The sequence below is a fragment of the Longitalea arenae genome, assembly GCF_016924755.1.
Classification (GTDB): Bacteria; Bacteroidota; Bacteroidia; order Chitinophagales; family Chitinophagaceae; genus Niastella; species Niastella arenae.
On record NZ_JAFFJX010000038.1, the window covers coordinates 1 to 5,501 of the forward strand.

Sequence of the window (5,501 nt, forward strand, 5' to 3'; positions counted from 1 at the left end):
AGAGAGAGAAGAAGGGAAGGGAAGAGAGGATGAGAGAAGCAGTTAGGGGCAAAGAAAACAAGTTAGGTAATACGTTAAGTGAGATAGGAAAGAGGTAAGAGAAAGATAACATACGATATTAAAAGATCTTTGAAAGTTTGGAAGCAACAGCACTTGAATAACTTTCAAGTAATTCAAGGTAAGATTTAGCGACTCGAAAAAATTAACAGATTCACAAACGTTGATTTTCTTTTTGAGAGAATTAAAAGTTAGTGATCAAAACTCATTTACAATGGAGAGTTTGATCCTGGCTCAGGATGAACGCTAGCGGCAGGCTTAATACATGCAAGTCGAGGGGCAGCATGACTGTAGCAATACAGTTGATGGCGACCGGCAAACGGGTGCGGAACACGTACGCAACCTTCCTTTAAGTGTGGGATAGCCCGGGGAAACCCGGATTAATACCACGTAATATCATGAGATGGCATCGTTTTATGATTATAGCTCCGGCGCTTAAAGATGGGCGTGCGCCTGATTAGGTAGTTGGCGGGGTAATGGCCCACCAAGCCTACGATCAGTAACTGGTGTGAGAGCACGACCAGTCACACGGGCACTGAGACACGGGCCCGACTCCTACGGGAGGCAGCAGTAAGGAATATTGGTCAATGGACGCAAGTCTGAACCAGCCATGCCGCGTGGAGGATGAAGGTCCTCTGGATTGTAAACTTCTTTTATCTGGGAAGAAACCTGTCTTTTCTTGGGCAGTTGACGGTACCAGGTGAATAAGCACCGGCTAACTCCGTGCCAGCAGCCGCGGTAATACGGAGGGTGCAAGCGTTATCCGGATTCACTGGGTTTAAAGGGTGCGTAGGTGGGCTAGTAAGTCCGTGGTGAAATCTCTGAGCTTAACTCGGAAACTGCCGTGGATACTATTAGTCTTGAATATCGTGGAGGTAAGCGGAATATGTCATGTAGCGGTGAAATGCTTAGATATGACATAGAACACCGATAGCGAAGGCAGCTTGCTACACGATCATTGACACTGAGGCACGAAAGCGTGGGGATCAAACAGGATTAGATACCCTGGTAGTCCACGCCCTAAACGATGGATACTCGACATACGCGATACACAGTGTGTGTCTGAGCGAAAGCATTAAGTATCCCACCTGGGAAGTACGACCGCAAGGTTGAAACTCAAAGGAATTGGCGGGGGTCCGCACAAGCGGTGGAGCATGTGGTTTAATTCGATGATACGCGAGGAACCTTACCTGGGCTAGAATGCTAGATGCCCGTGGGTGAAAGCTCACTTTGTAGCAATACACATCTAGTAAGGTGCTGCATGGCTGTCGTCAGCTCGTGCCGTGAGGTGTTGGGTTAAGTCCTGCAACGAGCGCAACCCCCATCATTAGTTGCCATCAGGTAAAGCTGGGAACTCTAATGAAACTGCCGTCGTAAGACGCGAGGAAGGAGGGGATGATGTCAAGTCATCATGGCCTTTATGCCCAGGGCTACACACGTGCTACAATGGAGGGGACAAAGGGCTGCCACTTGGCGACAAGGAGCTAATCCCAAAAACCCCTTCTCAGTTCAGATTGGAGTCTGCAACTCGACTCCATGAAGCTGGAATCGCTAGTAATCGTATATCAGCAATGATACGGTGAATACGTTCCCGGACCTTGCACACACCGCCCGTCAAGCCATGGAAGCTGGGTGTACCTAAAGTCGGTAACCGCAAGGAGCCGCCTAGGGTAAAACTAGTGACTGGGGCTAAGTCGTAACAAGGTAGCCGTATCGGAAGGTGCGGCTGGAATACCTCCTTTTTAGAGAAAGCGCTAAAAATAACTTTTTAGCTGTTGCTTCACTTAACTTTCATAGTATCAAAAGAGTTCTTTAAAGTAGTAACCCGATAGAGGGACTATAACAGATCCTACAGACTTGGATCGGGCTACAAAATCAAATTCAGATCCGTAGCTCAGCCTGGTTAGAGCACTACACTGATAATGTAGGGGTCAGCAGTTCAAATCTGCTCGGGTCTACAAGTAACTGGGGGGTTAGCTCAGTTGGCTAGAGCACCTGCCTTGCACGCAGGGGGTCATCGGTTCGACTCCGATATCCTCCACCAAAAGAAGATGTAGGGAATAGGTGAGTAGCAAGAAACAAACAATCAGTTCTTTCAAACAAGATGTTGACATTAGGTCTACAGGTTCGCAATCTGAACATCTGCATTAAGATCCATTGGCTGATTAGCAAATTAGCACATTGTGATTGAGTTCTTTGACATATTGGGAGTAAATATTTATAAGTTGTAAATGACGAGTAATAGTAATAACTCTTTTAAAGCACTTAAGGGCGTATGGTGGATGCCTTGGCTCTGAGAGACGATGAAGGACGTGGTAAGCTGCGATAAGCTTCGGGGAGCTGCACACAAGCGTTATATCCGAAGATTTCCGAATGGGACAACCCGGTACACTGAAGGTGTATCACTCCGCAAGGAGAGTCAACCCTGGGAACTGAAACATCTAAGTACCAGGAGGAAAAGAAAACAATCGTGATTCCCTGAGTAGTGGCGAGCGAAAAGGGAACAGCCCAAACTTTGGCAGCGTGCTGCCAGAGGGTTATAGGACCGCATTTAGAATTTGATGTCAAGCTGAACTATCTGGAAAGTTAGACCATAGCAGGTGATAGTCCTGTAGGCACAAATCATCAATGACGAGCGGTATCCTGAGTAAGGCGGGACCGGAGGAATCCTGCCTGAATTTGCCGGCACCATCCGGTAAGGCTAAATACTCCTCAGAGACCGATAGTGAACCAGTACCGTAAGGGAAAGGTGAAAAGCACCCTAAACAAGGGAGTGAAATAGTACCTGAAACCGTACGCCTACAAGCGGTCGGAGCATAGCAATATGTGACGGCGTGCCTTTTGCATAATGAGCCTACGAGTTACTCCTCACTGGCGAGGTTAAGTACTTAAGTTACGGAGCCGTAGCGAAAGCGAGTCCGAACAGGGCGTTTAGTCAGTGGGGGTAGACGCGAAACTTTGTGATCTATCCATGAGCAGGTTGAAGTTGTGGTAACACACAATGGAGGACCGAACTCATTAGCGTTGAAAAGCTATGGGATGACTTGTGGATAGGGGTGAAAGGCCAATCAAACTGAGAGATAGCTCGTTCTCCCCGAAATGTTTTTAGGAACAGCCTCGGATATAGATGTTTGCTAGAGGTAGAGCTACTGATTGGGCTAGGGGGCTTCACCGCCTACCAAACCCTGACAAACTCCGAATGCTAGCAAATTTCTCCGGGAGTGAGGCTGCGGGTGCTAAGATCCGTGGCCGAGAGGGAAATAACCCAGATTAGCAGCTAAGGTCCCTAATACGTAGTTAAGTTGATCAAACGAGGTGGGACTTCTATAACAGCCAGGATGTTGGCTTGGAAGCAGCCATTCATTTAAAGAGTGCGTAACAGCTCACTGGTCGAGAGGTCCTGCACGGAAAATAATCGGGCATCAAACTACGAACCGAAGCTCTAAGATTGCCACTAGGTGGTATATCGGTAGGGGAGCATTGAAATCTGCGTTGAAGGTGTACGGCGACGTATGCTGGAGCGATTTCAAAAGAAAATGTAGGCATAAGTAGCGATAAAAGTAGTGAAAAACTACTTCACCGTAAGACTAAGGGTTCCTGATCAACGTTAATCGGATCAGGGTTAGTCGGGTCCTTAGGCAAACCCGAAAGGGGAAGCTGATGGAAAACTGGTTAATATTCCAGTACCTGCTTTAGTTTCGAAGGAGTGACGCAGAAGTGAAAGACACACGAGGGAAACGGAATTCCCCGTTTAAGTACGTAGATATAGGGCTTACAGGCAAATCCGTAGGTCTTGTCGAAATACGAAAGTATGTGAGGGCTTCGGCCTGATCGAGTGTCCTAATAGCTGCCGAGAAAAACTTCTAAGGTTAGGCTAAAGCGGCCCGTACCGCAAACCGACACAGGTAGTCGAGGCGAATAGCCTAAGGTGCTCGGGTGAGCCGTGGAGAAGGAACTAGGCAAACTGACGCTGTAACTTCGGGATAAAGCGTACCCGCTTCTGGCGGGTCTCAGTAAAATGGTTCAACCAACTGTTTAACAAAAACACAGGGCCCTGCAAAATCGTAAGATGACGTATAGAGCCTGATACCTGCCCGGTGCTGGAAGGTTAAGGAAGGGTGTTCGGCGCAAGCCAAAGCTCCTGACTGAAGCCCCAGTAAACGGCGGCCGTAACTATAACGGTCCTAAGGTAGCGAAATTCCTTGTCGGGTAAGTTCCGACCTGCACGAATGGTCTAATGAGTTGAACACTGTCTCCTCCACGAGCCCGGCGAAATTGTAGTATCGGTGAAGATGCCGGTTACCCGTCACGGGACGGAAAGACCCCGTGAACCTTCACTACAACTTTGCATTGATTTTGAGCAAACGATGTGTAGAATAGTTGGGACGCTATGAAGCCCTGGCGCTAGTCGGGGTGGAGCGGTCGTTGAAATACCAACCTTCGTTTGCTTAGAGTCTAATCCCTTACGGGAAACAGTGCATGGTGGGTAGTTTGACTGGGGTGGTCGCCTCCTAAAAAGTAACGGAGGCTTGCAAAGGTTCCCTCAGTACGGTTGGTAATCGTACGCAGAGCGCATTAGTATAAGGGAGCTTGACTGTGAGACAGACAAGTCTAGCAGGGTCGAAAGACGGCTAAAGTGATCCGGTGGTTCTGCATGGAAGGGCCATCGCTCAAAGGATAAAAGGTACTCCGGGGATAACAGGCTGATCTCCCCCAAGAGCTCATATCGACGGGGAGGTTTGGCACCTCGATGTCGGTTCGTCACATCCTGGGGCTGGAGAAGGTCCCAAGGGTTCGGCTGTTCGCCGATTAAAGTGGCACGTGAACTGGGTTCAGAACGTCGCAAGACAGTTCGGTCCCTATCTGTGATGGGCGTTAGAATATTGAGTGGACATGACCTTAGTACGAGAGGACCGGGTCGTACGGACCGCTGGTGTATCTGTTGTGCCGCCAGGTGCAGTGCAGAGTAGCTATGTCCGGCCAGGATAAACGCTGAAAGCATCTAAGCGTGAAACCTTCCACGAGATGAGTATTCTTTTAAGGGTCGTCAAAGACGATGACGTTGATAGGCTACAGATGTAAAGCTGGTAACAGCAAAGTCGAGTAGTACTAATTACCCGTACGCTTTAATTTTTTTTAACAATTTTGAAAATATCAAATGTTAGTTCTGTTACTTTCATTTACAACTTTCCCAATATGACCTTATTGCGGTTATAGAAATTATGACCAAAGATCTTATGGTGATTATACCGAGGGTGTTCACCTCTTCCCATTCCGAACAGAGAAGTTAAGCCCCTCATGGCCGATGGTACTGCACCACAATGCGGGAGAGTAGGTAGTTGCCATATTTATTAAAAAGCCTTTCAGATTTGTGTCTGAGAGGCTTTTTGCTTTTATACACCTGCTGAATCTACAGGCCGCTGAATGCGGTACGCTAGCCGAAC

At 48.0% G+C, this 5,501-nt stretch carries 2 tRNA genes and 3 rRNA genes; all 5 read left to right on the top strand.

Features of this window, described 5'->3' with window-relative positions:
- Window positions 1–268: 268 nt before the first annotated feature.
- Window positions 269–1,799 (top strand): 16S ribosomal RNA (locus JT717_RS28225).
- 141 nt (window positions 1,800–1,940) lie between these two features.
- Window positions 1,941–2,015, top strand: a tRNA-Ile gene (locus JT717_RS28230).
- 9 nt (window positions 2,016–2,024) lie between these two features.
- Window positions 2,025–2,101: transfer RNA gene (locus JT717_RS28235), tRNA-Ala, on the top strand.
- A gap of 211 nt (window positions 2,102–2,312) precedes the next feature.
- Window positions 2,313–5,190 (top strand): 23S ribosomal RNA (locus JT717_RS28240).
- Window positions 5,191–5,293: 103 nt separating this feature from the next.
- Window positions 5,294–5,405 (top strand): 5S ribosomal RNA (gene rrf, locus JT717_RS28245).
- Together the 16S, 23S and 5S rRNA genes with 2 tRNA genes alongside form the textbook arrangement of a ribosomal RNA operon.
- Window positions 5,406–5,501 lie beyond the last annotated feature (96 nt).